The sequence below is a fragment of the Corallococcus macrosporus DSM 14697 genome (genome assembly GCF_002305895.1).
GTDB classification, from domain to species: domain Bacteria; phylum Myxococcota; class Myxococcia; order Myxococcales; family Myxococcaceae; genus Myxococcus; species Myxococcus macrosporus.
Window position 1 is genome coordinate 162,833 of sequence record NZ_CP022203.1, and the last position, 14,403, is coordinate 177,235.

The following is a 14,403-nucleotide window of genomic DNA, read 5'->3' on the forward strand; positions in this document are numbered from 1 at the left end:
CCGTGTTGGAGGCAGGCCGCTCGCTCACGGGCCCCTTGCGCCCTGCCCTTGTCGCGGAGGCGCGCTCCGCCCGGCGGCCCGTGCATCCCCTCCGGGCCGGAGTTCATTCACCTCCCACGGTGAGCGCTTCGGCCCGCGCAGCGCGGCGATGTCCTCCGGGACATACAGGCGCGTCCCGGAGGGCGGCGTGTTGCCGAAGTGGGTGAGGACGTGGTTCAGCACCGCGGCCAGCTCCACGTCCTGGAGGTGGGCCATGTCGGGCATGGGCGCGCCCCAACGAGGGCTCGTCAGGCCGTGCAGGTGCAGCTCCACCAGGTACTCGCGTCCGCCTGGCGCGGCGAAGAGGCGCGCGGTGTCGGTGAGGCCGGGGTACTGGTCCCAGCCCTTGCCCTCCTGGCCGTGGCAGTTCTGGCAGTTGCGCACGTAGGCGTGTTCACCCAGCTCCCGCCATTCGAATTCGTGCGCGGGCGCGGGCTCGTAGCGGGCCAGCGCCGCGTGCTCGTCGGTGAGCACGAGCTGCGCGGTGCGCATCCAGGCGAACAGCGCGGAGCCCAGGATGAGCAGCGCGGCGATGGTGTAGGTGGCGACGTTCGCCACGAGGTGTCGCATGGTGGGGAAGGCTCCGGCCTAGGCGAGGTTGAACTTCTCGAGGTGGATGCGGGCCTCGGGGACGTCCCGCTCCTGGAGGGCTTCGTGCACCGCCGCCATCATGGGCGGCGGTCCGCAGATGAAGAAGAACCGCGCCAGCTTCTCCTTCGGCAGGTGCCGGTCCAGCACCTCGCCCGTGAGCACGCCGCGCTCTCCCTTCCAGTCCTCCGCGGGCTCCTTGAGGACGTAGACGCAGTGGAGGTCCATCTTCACCTCCAGTTCGGCCAGGGCTTCGCGGAAGGCCAGGCTGTCCCAGTCCGTGTCGGCGTAGAAGAGCGTGACGGGCCGGGGGTCCTCGCGGTCCGCCATGGTGCGCAGGAAGGAGAGGATGGGGGTGATGCCCACGCCGCCGGCGATGAACACGTAGCCCACGGCCGGATAGCGGTCGATGCTGAAGGCGCCGTGGGGGCCGTCGAGGAACGCGCGGGTGCCCGGGGGCACGTCGCCAATGCGCCCGCTGAAGTCGCCCAGCGCCTTGATGCCGAACTCCAGCCGGTCCGAGCGCTCGGCGCTGGAGGAGAAGCTGAAGGGGTGCTCCTCCAGCGTGAAGGGCGTGCCCTCCAGCTTGAGCCACGCGAACTGGCCCGGGGCGAAGGCCATGCGGTGGTTGCCCACGGGCTCCAGCACCAGGGCGTGGGTGCCGCCGCGCTCGGGGCGGACCTCCGCGACGCGCCAGTGGTAGTTGCGCTGCCACGCGGGGCGCAGGACGCGCAGGTAGACGACGAGCCCCACCATGGCCGCGGACGTCGCCACCCAGATGGCGTGCTTCCACAAGGTGTTGGTGTACAGGCCCGCCATGGAGACGTGGAGCTGGGCGAAGACGATGGCCGCCACGCCCAGCAGCAGGTGCAAGAGGCGCCAGCGCTCGTAGCTGAGCTTGAGGCGCTCGCGGAACAGCGAGGACACCACCAGCGTGACCAGCATCAGCACGCTCAGCAGCGCGCAGCGGCTGGCCCAGTTCCCGCCCAGGGGGTTGAGCAGCTTCAGCCGGGACGGGTTGTCGATGACGATGATGAGCGGGTGCGCCAGCACGAGGCACACGGCGACCAGGGCAATCTGCCGGTGGTACTGGAGGATGATGTCGATGCCGTAGGGCGCGGTGAGGCGCTTGAAGCGCGCGATGAGCACGAACTGCACGGCAATCTGCGTCAGCCCCACGAAGCCCAGCGCCACGGACAGTTCCAGCCAGAAGGACCGCCCGGACGGCGCCGGGGGGATGAGCATCAGGAAGACGGGAACCAGCACGACCAGGAGGTAGAGGCTGATCCAGAAGAAGCCAGACATCACGCGGTTCATGCGGAAACTCCCATCAGGCCCCGTAGCCCGGGCGCGGGCCGCCGGGAACGTGGAAGCGGGCGGGTGTCACATGCATTGTTCACGGGGTGACCGGAGGCCTCCTTCCCTGCGACCAGGCGTGCGGGCCCCGGGCTCCCCTGGCCCCACCGCGGGGTCGTGCGCACTGTTCGGGCAGGACGCAACCCAGGAGAGGAGATTCGACGATGGCCGAGCAGCGCACGCCGAAGTCACGAGACGCGTCCGGCTCCCCGCAGCCGGACACGCGCCTGCGTGAGGCGATGAACGACCCGGAGACGGCGCGGCGGGACGCGGAGGACCGGGAGGTGACGAACGAGGCCCACCGCTGGGGCGAGGAGGGCAGCTCGCGCGAGGAGCGCGGCTACCCCCGCGAGGGGGACACGGGCAGCGACAAGGGCAAGCCGTAGCCGCCGACATGGGGTCCTTCCAGGGGGCCCGGGTGTCTGGATTAGGCTGGAGGCGTGTCCGCCTCCGTCCTGCTGCTGCTTCCCCTGCTGTGTGCCTCCGCCCCCACGCGCGTGGAGCTGGTGTTTGGTGGGGACGTGATTCCCCACGGTGAGGTCAAGGAGGTCGCGAGGCTGCACGCGCGCACCGGGGCGCCGCCGCCGGGAGGAGGCCGGGCGCCCTCGCTCAACCATGAGGGGTGGGACCACGTCTTCGGTCCCATCGCGGACGTGCTGCGGACCGCGGACGTGGGCGTGGTGAATCTGGAGACGCCCGTCACGGACAACAAGAAGGCCGTGGCGAAGGAGCTGTTGTTCAACGCGCCTTCGGCGATGGCGCATGCGTTGGCCTCGGCCGGGGTGAAGGTGGTGTCCACCGCGAACAACCACGCGAGGGACCAGCACCCCGCGGGCATCGTGGAGACGCTGCGGCACCTGGACGCGGCGGGCATCCGTCACACGGGCACGGGGGCGACGCGGGAGTCCGCGTGGGAGCCCGCGTTCGTGGACGTGCGAGGCGTGAAGGTGGGGTTCCTGTCCTTCACGCGCCTGCTCAATGGCTTCAGCAACCCGAAGGACGCCCAGGCGCCGCACGTCGCGCTGGTGCCGTACGCCCAGCCCGAGGCGCACCGGGGCGTCTCCTCCGAGCAGGCGGTGGAGGCCGTGCGCGCGGCGGCGGCGCGGTGTGACGCGCTCATCGTGCTGGTGCACTGGGGGACGGAGTACAAGGTGGCGCCGCGTCCGGAGGACCGCGCGCTGGGCCGCGCGCTGCTGGACGCGGGGGCGCGGGCGGTCATCGGGCACCATCCGCACGTGCTCCAGCCGCTGGAGGCGTATCAGACGGTGGATGGGCGCAAGGGGCTCATCGCGTATTCGCTGGGCAACCTGGTGGCGAACCAGGACCGCTTCTACCGGCACGCGCCGGGGGCGAAGAGCGCTGGGGGCGACCGGCGGGACTCCGTGTTGCTGCGGGTGTCGCTGGTGCGGCCCATGCCGGGCGTGTCGGTGGCGTTGGAGGAGGTGTCGGTGCTGCCGGTGTGGATTGAGAACAACGCGGTGGGGCGTGCGCGCAAGGAGCCGCGGAACATCCAGCCGGTGCTCATCGACCGGGAGGTGGAGGCGGTGACGGAGCGGCTGGCGGTGCTGGCGGCGCGCCCTGGGCCGCTGGACAAGGAGACGCGCGCGCAGAAGGCGCTGCTGGAGCGGCGGCTGGCGGGCTCGAAGCAGCGGCGCGAGCGCATCCTCCGCATGCTGCCGGAAGGGTTCGCGGTGGCGTCACCCGAGCTGCGTCAGCGTGGGCCGGAGGCCGGGCCTCCGGGGCGGTTGGCCTCACAGCCTTGACGGTAAAGGCACACGCCGGTGTGCCTGTGGGGCTGTCCATGTCCTTGCACTTGGACGGACTCCAGGGTGAGTCGGCTTCTGAGCAGGTCATGACTGGGGTTGGGTTAGAGTGCACCCCATGCGTCAATCCGCCATTCTCCTCCTGCCTCTGGTGTTGCTGGCTTGCAAGAAGGACTCGGAAGCGCCGGGCCCGAAGGAGGCCGCGGTCCACGTCAAGATTGGCCACCACGAGAACTTCAGCCAGGGTTGCATCACGGTGGAGGCCCACGGCGGTACGGGCGAGACGTTGCTCGCTGAGTTCGAGGAGCCCGCTCAATTCGATACCAACGACCCGGTGCTGAACGTCGCCATCTTCCGCAAAGCGGACTGGGGGCGGGACGTCGAAGTCACCGTCAGGGCTTTCGAGAAGGGGTGCGCAGCCGAGCAGTTGGTGGATGAGCGGACGAGGACCTTCAGCTTCGCCTCTGCCGGTCGGCAGGAATGGGTGCTCGACAACCTGCACACCGATGACGAGGACGGTGACGGCTTCGTCTCACGGGGCGGCCCGATGAATCGGGGGACGGACTGCGATGCCCTGCGAGCGACGGCTTTCCCTGGCGCGCCGGAGCTCTGTAACGGCCTGGATGACGACTGCGACGGCCAGAAGGAAGTGGGTGTGGTCAACAGGTTCTGGTACCTGGACCAAGACCGCGACAGCTTTGGCCGCGATGGGCCCGGCACGGAGGCTTGTGACCCGCCGAGCGAGCTTCATGTCGAGGTGACGGGGGATTGTGACGACGAGCGCGCCGACATCCATCCCAACATCGTGGAGGCGTGCAACGGCTTGGATGACAACTGTGGCGGCGGCATCGACGAGTTGTTCACCGATGGGCCACGAGCGCTGGGAGCGTCGTGCACGGAGGCCTGCAATGGGACGTATGCATGCAACTCCGCGGGGACGGGGACGGAATGCGTGGGCACGCCACCGGCGCAACTCTTCGCGGACGAGGACAGCGACGGTGAAGGAGAGAAGGACAGCGAGCCGATGGGCACGCTGTGTCCTGGCGCGCCGCTGCCTCCGATGATGTCGGCGAACACGTTGGATTGTGATGACGCTGACAGCGCCACGAGCAGTCAAGGCACGGAGGTCTGCGACGGCCTGGACAACGACTGCGATGGCCTGGTGGATGAGGGGATTCCCTGCGGCGAGTTGCGGCTGGTCACCGATGATGCGCTGGAGGAGCGTGATTGGCAGTCGGTGGCTGTACACCCGAGTGGTTACCCAGTGTGGGTGGCGGGACTGAGGGGCAAGCTGGCGGTGAAGATGGACGCAGATTCACCATTCGTGAGCCACGACACGACTACGGTCACTCGGTGTGGGGTGGAAGGCAACTTGGTGGATTTACACGCAATGTGGGCGAACCCTGATAACGGCTACGGTATCCTGGCAGGTCAGGGCGGTTGGCATGGCGAGCATAACGGAGGTTCTTGTGACATTTTTCAGCAGCAGTTCGCCCTGAGCGCGAGTGAACACATCTCAGGTGTTGTTGGAGTGGGAGTTCCAGCTCAAATATTCTCGGTTTCAACGGTAGGGCATTTGTATGAGTGGACGGCCAATGCCATGCGCCACGATTCGTCCGGTCGGTACTGGGGACTTCATTCGATTGGTCCGGATACATTGATTGCCGTGGGCTCGACTGGGGAGTCACCGCCGTTGACGCCGATGGTCAATCGCTACAGTCGGATGGACTGGGGCGCTCCTTCAACACAAGTCCTCCAGGGTATTGAAGGCTACAATGGGAGCTTGCGTGCTGTATGGGCCGCAAACGCGGAGCTCATCTACGCGGTGGGAGACGCTGGTCTGGTGGTGAAAGGCACGGGGCAGTCGCCAAGCTGGACGCGGGTGCCTTCTCCGTCGGAGGCCGTGGTCGATTACGTGAGTGTGGCCGTGCCACCCAACACCGAAAATGCGTACGTCGTTGGCAATGAGGGCACCGTGGGTCACCTGCACCGGCTGACTCCACATGGCTGGGCCAAGGCTCCGGCCTTCGCCTCGGGCGCACCAGCGGCGCCCCTCCGCGACCTCGCCATGACCTCCGCCGGAGACTTCTGGATCGTCGGAGACGACGGCCACGTCTACCACTTCCCCGAACCATAGCCCTCAGCCCCTGCCCCGTCCCTCCGGCCCGGAGGGCGGGGCGCGGTCCTCGCGGGCCAGCTCCCGCAGGGCCACGATTTTCTCCAGCAGCGGCCCGCCATGTTTCAACCGGGCAATCCGCTGTGACGGATAGATGCCCCGGTGCCCCGTGAGCAGGTACGCCACCGTGGCCACAATCGCCACGTGGGGCAGCACATTCGCGCCCAGCAGCTCCACGGCCATGATGGACAGCGCCAGCGGCGTGTTCGCCGCCGCGGCGAACAGGGCCGCCATGCCCACCGCCGCGCCCAAATCCAGCGGCAATCCCAAGAGCCGCGCCAGCACGTTGCCCAGCGCCGCGCCGATGAAGAACAACGGCGTCACCTCACCACCCAGGAGCCCCGCGGCCAGCGTCACCGCGGTGAACACCAGCTTCCACGCGAACGCGGACACAGGAAGCGCCGGGTCCACGAAGGCCCGCAGGATGCCGGGCACGCCCAGCCCCAGGTAGTCATCCGTCCCGGCCAGCTTCCACAGCACCACCACCGCCGCGCCGCCCAGCGCCATCCGCACCGGCAGCCAGCGCACGCGGTGCTCCAGCAGCTTCTTCAGCCGGTGCATCAGCTCCACGAACACCACCGCCACCACGGCCACCGCCACCGCGAACACCAGCCACTTCGCCAGCACCCCCCAGGTCAGCGGCAGCGCCCCCGGCGCCGGATAGGGCGTGTGGTGGATGCCCAAGCCCCGCGTCACCAGGTCCCCCACCACGGACGCCACCAGCGCGGGCAGCAGCGCCTCGTAGCCCATGCGCCCCACCACGACGACCTCCAGCCCGAACACCGCCCCCGCCACCGGCGTGCCGAACACCGAACCGAACCCACCCGCGATGCCCGCCGCCAGCAACTCGCGCCGCGTGTCCGGCCCCACCCGGAGGCGCCGCGCCACCAGGTCCGCCAGGCTGCCGCCCATCTGCACCGCCGTGCCCTCGCGGCCCGCGCTGCCGCCGAACAGGTGCGTCAGCACCGTCCCCACCAGCACCATGGGCGCCATGCGCACCGGCACCTGCGCGTCGCTCGCGTGCACCGTGTCCAACACCAGGTTGTTGCCCCCGCGAATGGGCCCACCCCACCTCCCGTACACCGCCCCCAGCACCAGCCCCGCCACCGGCAGCGCGTACACCAGCCACGGGTGCCCTTCCCGGAAGTGCGTCGCTTCTTCCAGCAGGTACAAAAAGACCGCGGAAGCCACGCCGCAGACGACGCCCACCAGCCCACCCAGGAGCAGCCACTGCAGCAGCGCTCTCGTGCCACGGGAAAGATTCACGTGAAACACTCCGGACCTGGGTGAAACATGATGAAACGCCGCGTCAAAGGCTTGCTCCGCGTCATTCTTACGACACCGTTTCAAACAGGGGTGAGGTCATAGCAACACCAGCAATTCTGACTTGATGCGTTATTCCTGTTTAGAGGTGATTTGCCAATCGACGCCATGTAGCCTGCGCGCTCCCCCAACAACCCCCCAGTGGGAATCCAAAGGAGCGGGGCATGTCTTTCCGTCACAACAGGCTGTCCGTCGTTGCCATGTGCGCGGCCTTCACGGTCGGTGGTAGCGCGGTGGCGAGCACCCTCAATCAGAACACGTCGTGGACCATCGACCAGCCGTCCACCTCGACGAAGTATCGCGTGGTGGCTTACGGCGACTCCATCTACGCCGGCTACAACGGGACCGTCTTCTTCTGGAACGTGGCCCGCCGCGCGGCGCCGGTGGTGCAGGGCGAGGACCTGGCGCGGAAGTGGAACGCGGACATCGAGGTCATCCGCCGCACCAAGTCCGGCGCGAAGGCGAATGACATCTACAACAACAAGATTGTCTCCGAGCGCTCGTACATGCAGGCGGCCAACACCCGCGTCGTCATGTTCGAGATGTGTGGCAACGACTACCTCCAGGCGCGCGACGCCTTCGCGGACCAGACGGGCACCTGTAACTACAGCGGCCTGGAGAGCGCCCTGGCGACCTGCACCACGTACATGGAGCGGGCGATGCAGACCATCAACCAGTACGCGCCCGCCTCCGCGACGAAGATCATCTCCAACATCTACTACCCGGGCTTCGACGCGGACAACGTGAACACCCGGTGCACGGACTCCGCCACGGGCCGGGTCGTGAACAAGCGGGACCGCTTCCTGCCGCTGCTGGCGCGCAGCAACTGGCGCGCGTGCAACCTGGCGGCGCGCTACGGCTTCAAGTGCGCGGACTCGTTCGCCGAGTACATGGCCGCGGACTATGACTCCAACGGCGATGGCCAGGTGGACTCCGCCGCCATCCGCTACCGCCAGGGCGAGTCCGAGGCGGCGTACGTCCAGCGCGTCTCCGTCACGCTGCGCGGCACGCTGCGCGACGCCAACACGCACTTCGTGAACTCGAGCACCAGCTTCGACTACCTCCAGTCCGACAACGTCCACCCGACCTACACCGGTGGCACCATGTCCAGCTCCGGCAGCGGCCCGGTGCCCTACACCGGCTCCAACCCGAACTGGAACCGGACGGGCCACGACCGCATGGGCACGGAGAGCGCGAAGTTCAACCCCGCTCAGCCGTAGTGACGTCCGCGTCCACGCCACGGGCGTGAGCGCGGTGCCTGGGCCTCCGGTCGCCTTCGGGAACCGGGGGCCCTGTCGTCTCCAGCGCCGGGCGCGCACGTCACACCATGAAGCGCGCGCCAATCAGCGCGAGGATGCCCACGTAGTAGACGAGCCTGCAGCCCCACTCCGCCGCGCGCCGCACGCCGCGCGCCCAGGCCGGCAGCAGCCACGCGGCCAGGAGCGCCGCGCCCTCCGCGACGACGCGCCAGAAGCAGGCGAAGAGCAGCATGCACAGTGAGACGGGCGCGTAGTACCGGCCGAACGAGCGCAGGTACGCCTCCAGGCCATACATCTTGTACTCAGCCAGCGGGCCGCCGAACGAGATGACCTGGTACGAGTAGAAGAGGATGGCCGTGGGCACCAGCGGGAAGAGCACGAACTTCACCAGCAGGTGGTACCAGCGCCGGCGCCACAGCGCATGGCGCGCCTGGGCGTAGCGCACCAGCGTGTGCGCTTGCGTCGCGCCGGCTGCGCCGTGCTGGCTCAGCGCGTTCAGCAGGGGCACCGCGTCCTCCACCTCCAGCGCGTGGCTGAAGGCGCGGCCGGACCGCATCCGCAGCGCCAGGCCGGGGCCCGGGAGCGGCAGCCGCCAGGGGCGCAGCTCGGCCACGGCCTCGAAGGGAATCTCCATCCGGGCGCCGCCGCGCAGGGTCAGGGTCCACTGGTGGGTGTCCACGTCCACGGTGGCCCGGTGGCCGCGGCGCAGCGCGGAGACGAACGCGAGCGGCAGGATGACCCGCAGCACCAGCCCGATGGCGATGGGCACGGGCTGCATCCGCTGCGTCCCTTCGAAGGCGTCCGTCCAGAGCTGCGCGGCGAAGTGGAGCAGGGCCCCCAGCACGGCGAGCTGCGTCACCACCGCGAGCCCTCGCGGCCCGGGTGTCCAGGCGTGCACGACGAAGCGAGCGGGCTCGGGCGTGGTGGCGGGCGGTGGCGTGCCGCCGGAGGCATCGGTGACGAGGATGGACGAAGAGCTCATGAGGGTGAGCGGAAGGTGCTGTGTTTGCCTCGGGGGGAGTGGCTCCGTAGCATACGCAGCCCGGAGGTCTTCGCGCGAACATGAGGCCGCAGTCCCCTGTATCGGAGCGTCGCGTTGACCGCGACGGCGTCACGCACGTCACGCCCGCTCGCACGAGCAGAGGCCTGGGGGCGTGGCTCGTGGGCGGCGCGTGTGTCTTCACGCTCGCGTGCATTGGCTTGAGTGTCTGGTGGGGCTCCAGCGACATCCAGGTGGACGCGCCGCCGCCGCTCGCGGAGGTGCCCTTGCCCGTCCCGCCTCCCACGCCCGAGGCGCGTCCGCGCGCGCCGAGGCCGCGTCCCGTTGCGACCCCGGCACCGCCGCCTGTCGCGGAGCCCGCGCCCGAGCTGACCACCGACACCGAAGTCCAGGAGCCCGACATGGAATCCCAGGCGACGGGCCTCCAGCTCTTCCGGCCCGGGACGAAGCCCATCAAGCGAGGGCTCGTCGTCCCCGACGACTTCGAGCTGCCGCCCGGGTACGTGCGCCATTTCCAGTACACGGACTCGGGTGAGCTCGTGGCGGCCGTGTTGACCTTCCATCCCGACCACCAGCCCACGGATGCGAACGGGCAGCCCGTGCCCATGCCGCCCGACCGGCTGGTGCCCGAGGAGCTGGCCCCGCCGGGAATGCCCATCCAGCGGCTGGAGCTGCCCGAGGGCGCGGAGCTCGCGGCGCCCTCGCGGTGATGGACGTGCAGGTGAGGGTGGGCCGCGGGCGGCGCCTGGGCGTGGCGCTGCTCGGTGTCCTGGGGACGACCGTGCTGTTCGCGCTGTTCGCGCGGCTGGAGGCGCGCTGGCTGGTGCTTGGCTGGGTGGCCATGGTGCCCTGGCTCGCGGCGTTGGATCGGGCCCGCTCGGCGCGCGAGGCGCTGGGGCTGGGCGCGCTGCTCAGCGTGACGTTCACCGCCGCCGTCTTTCATTGGTTCCCGGGCGCGCTCCAGGCGTACTCCCGCGCGCCCACGTGGGTGGGCTGGGCGCTGTTCCTGCTGGTGGCGCCCGTGCTCCAGCTCCAGTTTCCCGCCGCCGCGCTGGCCCGGTACGTGGCGCGCCGCGTGGCACGGGAGGGGCAGGGGTGGTTGCCGCCCCTGGTGGGGACGCTCGCGTACGTGGGCGTGGAGGGCATCACGCCGAAGCTCTTCGCGGACACGCTGGGACATGGGCTCCATGCGTCCGAGTGGCTGCGGCAGGGCGCGGACGTGGCGGGCGCGCCGGGCCTCACGCTGGTGTTGCTGCTGGGCAATGAGTGCGTGCTCGCCGCGCTGCGGGCCTGGAGGGGGCAGGGGGCGCGGCACGCGCTGCGACCCGTGGTGGGCCTGGCCGTCCTGGTGCTGGGGCTGACGGGCTATGGGGCCTTACGGCATGCCCAGGCGCGCGCGGCGACGCGGGCTGACGGTGGTGGGCTGGTGGTGGGCGCGGTGCAGGCGAACATCACCCGCTACGAGAAGCTGAAGGCGGAGCTGGGGGCCTACCAGGTCGTGCGTCGGGTGCTCGACACGCACTACGCGATGTCGGACGCGCTGCTGCGCGACGGGCCGGTGGACCTGCTGGTGTGGCCGGAGACGGTGTATCCCACGCCTTTCGGCACGCCGCGCAGCGAGACGGGCGCGGCGCTGGACGCGGAGATTGCCGGCTACGTCTCGGCGCGCGGCGTGCCGCTCGTCTTCGGCACCTACGACCTGGAGGGCGAGCGCGAGTTCAACGCGGCCATGTTCCTGGAGCCCTCGGCGCGAGGCGACGGTGGGCTCGAGCGCGCCGCGTATCGCAAGACGATGCTCTTCCCGCTGACGGAGTGGGTGCCGGACCTCATCGACACCCCCACGCTGCGCGAGTGGCTGCCGTGGACCGGGCGCTGGACGCGCGGGCCTGGGCCCAGGGCCGTGCGCATCAGGCTTCGGGACGGACGCCAGCTCCGGGTGGCGCCGCTCATCTGCTACGAGTCGATCTTCCCCGCGTATGTCGCGGAGGGCGTGCGGCAGGGCGCGGAGCTGCTGCTCACGCTGTCCAATGACTCCTGGTTCACCGGCACGCCCGCGCCCCGGCTGCACCTGATGCACGCGGCCTTTCGCAGCATCGAGACGCGGCGGCCGCAGGTCCGGGTGACGAACTCGGGCGTGTCCGCGCTCATCGACGTGACGGGCGCGGTGGTGGCCGAGGTGGACGACGGCCAGCGCGCCGGCCTCACCCTGCGCGTCCCCGCGACGGCCGAGATGACGTCGCTCGCGCTGGCGTGGGGCGACTGGCTGAGCCCATGGGCGCTCGTGGCGGCGATGGCGGGCCTCGCGGGCGCGGTGCTGGCGCGGCGGTGAGCGCACCGTCATGGTTTCGAGCACTCCCCAGCCGAACAGTGCGAGAGTCGAGTCTGGACACTGGGCGAGATGCCCGGCTCCTTGGAGTTCTCCTCATGACGTGGCTTCGCGCGCTCGCTGTCCTGCCGCTGTGCATCTCCGCCTCCGCCTCCGCCACCTGTCCCCCGAAAGGAAGCACCCGGGAGTCACTGGCCGCCCTGAAGGCGAAGCAGTTCGCCGTCCCGGACGCCGCCGAGCGCGCGGCGCTGGTGAAGGGGCTGCTCGGCTGTCTGGGCGCGCCGGACCCCGCGCTGCGGGATGGAATCGCCTACGAAGCGCTGACGCGGTGGCTGCGCGACGGGGCGCTCGACACCGCGGCGCTGCGTGGGCTGCGGGACGCGCTGCAAGGGCTGCTCGCGGGCGCGGACGCGGAGGGCTTCCGCAAGCCGTTCGCGGCGCTCGTCCTCTCGGAGGTGGCGCGTGTGGACCGCGTGAAGCCGTGGATGACGGCGCAGGAGCGCACGGCCATGGTCGAGGCGGCCGCCCGCTATGTGGAGTCCGTCCGTGACTATCGCGGCTTCGACGCGGCGACAGGCTGGCGCCATGGCGTGGCGCACGGGAGCGACTGGTTGATGCAGTTGAGCCTCAACCCGGCGCTGGAGCGCGCGCAGGCCGACCGCATCCTCGCCGCGGTCGCCACGCAGGCCGTGCCGGAGCGTGCGCATGCCTATGTCTTCGGCGAGCCCGAGCGGCTGGCGCGCCCCGTCCTCTTCCTCGCGCGGCGCGGCCTCTACTCGGAGGAGGAGTGGCGGGCCTGGCTCGCCGCGCTGCTCCCCCGGCTCGGGGATGCCAGCAAGGCCTACAAGGACGCCGCGTGGCTGGCGCGGCGCCATGACCTCCGCGCCTTCCTGCTGAGCCTGCTCGTGGGGGCGGACGAGCAGCTCGCGTCCGCCCTCCGCGCGACGTTGAAGCAGGTGCCGTGAGCGGGCGCGGCCTTACAGCCGCCCGGCCTTGAGCTCGTCCACGATGTAGGCGCTGGCGCGCACGGCAAGGGCCATCATCGTCAGCGTGGGGTTCTGCGGGCCCTGGGACGGGAAGCAGGCGCCGTCGTTGATGAAGAGGTTGGGCACGTCCCAGCTCTGGTTGTGGGCGTTGAGCACCGACGTCTTCGGGTCCGTGCCCATGCGCGCCGTGCCCACCTCGTGGATGGCCATGCCCGGCGTGGACAGCGTGGCGTTCGCCTTCTCCACGGTGAAGCCGGCCGCCTCCATCATCTCCTTGCAGGCCGCCACCGCGTCCTCGGCCATCTTCAGCTCGTTGGCGGAATGCCGGCACTCGATGTGCGGCACGGGGATGCCCCAGCGGTCCTTCACCGTCGGGCTCAGCGTCACGCGGTTCTCCGCGCGCGGCACCATCTCCCCGAAGGGCACGAAGTGGCAGTTGTCGCCGAAGGTGAACACCTGCACGCCGTAGCCCCGCGCGAAGTCCTGCTCCCGGGTGGTGACGTTGCGGAACTGGGGGATGTACGCCCAGCTCTGCTCCGGACGCTGCGCCTCGGGCGGGAGGTTCATCTTCGCCTCGATGCCCAGCAGGTACGTGTGGTCCATCAGGTTGCGGCCGAGCTGCCCCGACGCGTTCGCCAGGCCGTCCGGGAACGCGCTGCTGCGCGAGTGCAGCAGCAGGCGCGTGGACTCGATGGCCCCCGCCGCCAGCACCACCACCCGCCCGTGGGCCTCGTAGGACCTGCCCGACTTCGCGTCGAGGTAATGCACCCCGGTGGCGCGCCCCGTCGCCGCGTCGTACAGCACCTGGTCCACCACCGCGTGGGTGCGCAGCGTGAGCCGGCCCGTCTTCCGCGCGGCGGGCATCGTCACCGGGGCGCCCGAGGTGCGGCGGGAGATGACGCGGCGCTCGGGCCAGCGGCGCTCCACGCGCTCCTTCAGCCGCTGCTCCGCGGGCGTCATGGTGATGCCGCCCGCGAAGACGGAGTCGGGCAGCATGTCCAGCCCGTCCGCGTTGCCGTGGAGGCCCATCCACCGCTCCACCGTCTCGTAGTGCGGTGCCAGGTCCGCCAGCGTCAGCGGCCAATCCGGCCCCTGTCCGTCCTGCGAGCCCGCCTTGAAGTTGAAGTCAGACAGCCGGTAGAACTGCCGCCCGTGCGCCTTCACCGACGTGCGCCCGCCCACCTGGCGCGCGCGAATCCACGTGAAGGGCTGGTCCTCCGGCGTGGTGTAGGGGTTGTCCACGTCGTCGACGAAGGCGTGCGGGTGGAAGGGCCACGCGAAGGTGGTGCTCTGCACCGCCTGGCGCACCTTGCGCGCGTCATCCGTCTCCGCCAGGTAGCCGAAGGACTGACGCAGCCGGTGGAGCATCCACAGCAGCCTGTCCGCGCCCATGCCGCGGCCCGCTTCGAGCACCAGCACGCGCAGGCCCGCTTCCGTGAGCTGCTTGGCCGTCCAGCCGCCACAAGCGCCACCGCCCACCACCACCACGTCGAACGTCGTCCTGGATGTGCCCACAGCTTCCCTGGCGCGACAGTGCCGTCTTTGATGGCACTGTGAGTTGTCTACGCGGAGTGTAAGCTGCCCGGT

12 protein-coding genes are annotated in these 14,403 nt (G+C 70.0%); 7 read left to right on the forward strand and 5 right to left on the reverse strand.

Going from position 1 to position 14,403, the window contains the following annotated elements; translation table 11 throughout:
* Positions 1 to 24 precede the first annotated feature (24 nt).
* Positions 25 to 609 carry a c-type cytochrome gene (locus tag MYMAC_RS00720; protein ID WP_095956649.1) on the reverse strand — a complete coding sequence of 195 codons (585 nt, stop codon included), beginning with the start codon at positions 607 to 609 and terminating at the stop codon, positions 25 to 27.
* 18 nt (positions 610 to 627) lie between these two features.
* A complete protein-coding gene (locus MYMAC_RS00725) occupies positions 628 to 1,944 on the reverse strand; it encodes a ferredoxin reductase family protein (protein WP_095956650.1) in 1,317 nt (438 codons plus the stop codon).
* A 203-nt stretch (positions 1,945 to 2,147) separates the two neighbouring features.
* On the opposite strand from MYMAC_RS00725, the gene MYMAC_RS00730 reads away from it, so the two are divergent.
* From MYMAC_RS00730 to MYMAC_RS00740, 3 genes are all read left to right on the forward strand, one after another.
* Positions 2,148 to 2,369 (forward strand): hypothetical protein, encoded by a 222-nt coding sequence (locus MYMAC_RS00730; RefSeq protein WP_095956651.1) that lies wholly within the window; start codon positions 2,148 to 2,150, stop codon positions 2,367 to 2,369.
* A gap of 54 nt (positions 2,370 to 2,423) precedes the next feature.
* Complete coding sequence (locus MYMAC_RS00735) at positions 2,424 to 3,746, forward strand: CapA family protein (RefSeq protein WP_095956652.1); 1,323 nt, start codon at positions 2,424 to 2,426, stop codon at positions 3,744 to 3,746.
* 118 nt (positions 3,747 to 3,864) lie between these two features.
* Positions 3,865 to 5,883 carry a putative metal-binding motif-containing protein gene (locus MYMAC_RS00740; RefSeq protein WP_204817305.1) on the forward strand — a complete coding sequence of 673 codons (2,019 nt, stop codon included), beginning with the start codon at positions 3,865 to 3,867 and terminating at the stop codon, positions 5,881 to 5,883.
* A gap of 3 nt (positions 5,884 to 5,886) precedes the next feature.
* On the opposite strand, the gene MYMAC_RS00745 is transcribed toward MYMAC_RS00740, so the two are convergent.
* Complete coding sequence (locus MYMAC_RS00745) at positions 5,887 to 7,188, reverse strand: chloride channel protein (protein WP_095961429.1); 1,302 nt, start codon at positions 7,186 to 7,188, stop codon at positions 5,887 to 5,889.
* Positions 7,189 to 7,409: 221 nt separating this feature from the next.
* Here MYMAC_RS00745 and MYMAC_RS00750 point away from each other — a divergent pair, with 221 nt between their 5' ends.
* Positions 7,410 to 8,465, forward strand: a complete 1,056-nt coding sequence (locus tag MYMAC_RS00750) for an SGNH/GDSL hydrolase family protein (RefSeq protein ID WP_013936694.1) — start codon at positions 7,410 to 7,412, stop codon at positions 8,463 to 8,465.
* A 100-nt stretch (positions 8,466 to 8,565) separates the two neighbouring features.
* On the opposite strand, the gene MYMAC_RS00755 is transcribed toward MYMAC_RS00750, so the two are convergent.
* Positions 8,566 to 9,486 (reverse strand): hypothetical protein, encoded by a 921-nt coding sequence (locus tag MYMAC_RS00755; protein WP_204817307.1) that lies wholly within the window; start codon positions 9,484 to 9,486, stop codon positions 8,566 to 8,568.
* 80 nt (positions 9,487 to 9,566) lie between these two features.
* Here MYMAC_RS00755 and MYMAC_RS00760 point away from each other — a divergent pair, with 80 nt between their 5' ends.
* The 3 genes from MYMAC_RS00760 (at position 9,567) to MYMAC_RS00770 (ending at position 12,795) form a co-directional block, all read left to right on the forward strand.
* Positions 9,567 to 10,214, forward strand: a complete 648-nt coding sequence (locus tag MYMAC_RS00760; RefSeq protein WP_095956655.1) for a hypothetical protein — start codon at positions 9,567 to 9,569, stop codon at positions 10,212 to 10,214.
* Positions 10,214 to 11,833, forward strand: a complete 1,620-nt coding sequence (lnt, locus tag MYMAC_RS00765; RefSeq protein WP_239989667.1) for an apolipoprotein N-acyltransferase — start codon at positions 10,214 to 10,216, stop codon at positions 11,831 to 11,833. Before MYMAC_RS00760 ends, lnt begins: the two co-directional genes overlap by 1 nt.
* Before the next feature lie 95 nt (positions 11,834 to 11,928).
* Positions 11,929 to 12,795 (forward strand): DUF2785 domain-containing protein, encoded by an 867-nt coding sequence (locus tag MYMAC_RS00770; protein ID WP_095956657.1) that lies wholly within the window; start codon positions 11,929 to 11,931, stop codon positions 12,793 to 12,795.
* 12 nt (positions 12,796 to 12,807) lie between these two features.
* On the opposite strand, the gene MYMAC_RS00775 is transcribed toward MYMAC_RS00770, so the two are convergent.
* Positions 12,808 to 14,331 carry a GMC oxidoreductase gene (locus MYMAC_RS00775; protein ID WP_095956658.1) on the reverse strand — a complete coding sequence of 508 codons (1,524 nt, stop codon included), beginning with the start codon at positions 14,329 to 14,331 and terminating at the stop codon, positions 12,808 to 12,810.
* Between the last annotated feature and the right edge of the window lie 72 nt (positions 14,332 to 14,403).

Bases quoted from the DNA above. Each gene is read 5' to 3' on its own strand.
- lnt (WP_239989667.1), top strand. From the start codon at position 10,214: ATGGACGTGCAGGTGAGGGTGGGCCGCGGGCGGCGCCTGGGCGTGGCG.
- MYMAC_RS00760 (WP_095956655.1), top strand. From the start codon at position 9,567: ATGAGGCCGCAGTCCCCTGTATCGGAGCGTCGCGTTGACCGCGACGGC.
- MYMAC_RS00740 (WP_204817305.1), top strand. From the start codon at position 3,865: ATGCGTCAATCCGCCATTCTCCTCCTGCCTCTGGTGTTGCTGGCTTGC.
- MYMAC_RS00755 (WP_204817307.1), bottom strand. From the start codon at position 9,486: ATGAGCTCTTCGTCCATCCTCGTCACCGATGCCTCCGGCGGCACGCCA.
- MYMAC_RS00720 (WP_095956649.1), bottom strand. From the start codon at position 609: ATGCGACACCTCGTGGCGAACGTCGCCACCTACACCATCGCCGCGCTG.
- MYMAC_RS00750 (WP_013936694.1), top strand. From the start codon at position 7,410: ATGTCTTTCCGTCACAACAGGCTGTCCGTCGTTGCCATGTGCGCGGCC.
- MYMAC_RS00725 (WP_095956650.1), bottom strand. From the start codon at position 1,944: ATGAACCGCGTGATGTCTGGCTTCTTCTGGATCAGCCTCTACCTCCTG.
- MYMAC_RS00770 (WP_095956657.1), top strand. From the start codon at position 11,929: ATGACGTGGCTTCGCGCGCTCGCTGTCCTGCCGCTGTGCATCTCCGCC.
- MYMAC_RS00730 (WP_095956651.1), top strand. From the start codon at position 2,148: ATGGCCGAGCAGCGCACGCCGAAGTCACGAGACGCGTCCGGCTCCCCG.